The 358-nt window shown below is 75.1% G+C and carries 1 protein-coding gene; it reads right to left on the bottom strand.

Annotation, left to right across the window (positions count from 1 at the left end):
• On the bottom strand, positions 1–358 hold a 358-nt coding region (locus ADK36_RS14740), incomplete at both ends, for a hypothetical protein (RefSeq protein WP_159391153.1).

The raw sequence follows: 358 nt of genomic DNA, 5'->3' as shown, positions 1-358 counted from the left end.
TCCGGTGACACGCTGCGGCACACCCGGCAGGCGCAGCACCCGCACCTGCCAGCCCGCCGCGCCGAGCCGGGCCGCCGTGACCTCGGCGGCCGTACTGCCGTCGTCCACGACGAGCGCGGTCGCGCCCTGCGGGTAGGCGCCGACGAGCCGGTCCGGGACCGGCAGGTCCAGCAGCGCGGCGTGACCACGGCCGATCGCCGCCGGTGCCGCGGCCGAGGGCGGCTCCGATGCGAGCGGTTCGGTCGCGGTCGCATCGGTGACAGTCGTGTGCACGTCGGTTGCGGGGCCCTCGGACAGTCCGGTGACGAAACCGACGATGTCACCCAACGTCCGGAGTTCGGCGAGTTGTTCGGGGCCG

The sequence above is a fragment of the Streptomyces viridochromogenes genome (assembly GCF_001270495.1).
Classification (GTDB): domain Bacteria; phylum Actinomycetota; class Actinomycetes; order Streptomycetales; family Streptomycetaceae; genus Streptomyces; species Streptomyces viridochromogenes_A.
Note: the sequence above shows the minus strand (reverse complement) of the source record. Positions and strands in the feature narration are given on the sequence as shown.